Raw genomic sequence first — 566 nt, forward strand, 5'->3', positions numbered from 1 at the left:
TAGTTTAAACATTGGTAATGGATCGGTACGAGGTCGAAGGGCACGAAGTCCACGAAGCCGAAGTCAAACCAACCGGGAACGGTGCCCACGTACTTGTTCCCAAGCGGTGGCGCGGTGCCACCGTCAAAGTCGTCCGCGTCACCGATCCAAGCGACGAAGACGAGTAGATCATGCGCTACAACTACAGGTATCGCCTCAACCCGACCGACGAACTCCACGAACGGTTAGCCTGGACTGTCGATACCTGCAGACAGGTCTACAACCACTTCCTGTACCGACTCAACCGAGAGGACGGCACGTCGTCATACTCCGAGCAGTCGGTTCTTCCCGACCTCAAGGACTGGTGGACCGACCTGAAACAAGTCCATTCGAAGGTGCTACAGAAGGTCGTACAGCGGCTGTACCACAACCTCTCGACACTGAAGGGGCGGAAGGACAACGGCTACCGCGTCGGCGAACTCAAGTGGAAGGCCCCGAAGGAATATCGCTCGATCAAGTACAGTCAAACCGGCTTCGAACTCAAAAACACGAGTGGCCGAACTGTGCTTTCTCTTTCCAAAATCGGC

The 566-nt window shown here is 55.7% G+C and carries 2 protein-coding genes; both read left to right on the forward strand.

Annotated elements, in window-relative coordinates; all coding sequences use genetic code 11:
* Positions 1 to 17 precede the first annotated feature (17 nt).
* On the forward strand, positions 18 to 167 hold the full coding sequence (locus BBD46_RS22295; RefSeq protein WP_006666493.1) for a DUF2080 family transposase-associated protein: 150 nt from the start codon (positions 18 to 20) through the stop codon (positions 165 to 167).
* A gap of 3 nt (positions 168 to 170) precedes the next feature.
* Positions 171 to 566 (forward strand): helix-turn-helix domain-containing protein (locus BBD46_RS16475; RefSeq protein WP_171908231.1); only part of this gene is annotated, 396 nt, incomplete at its 3' end.

It is taken from the genome of Natrialba sp. SSL1 (assembly GCF_001861355.1).
Taxonomy (GTDB): domain Archaea; phylum Halobacteriota; class Halobacteria; order Halobacteriales; family Natrialbaceae; genus Natrialba.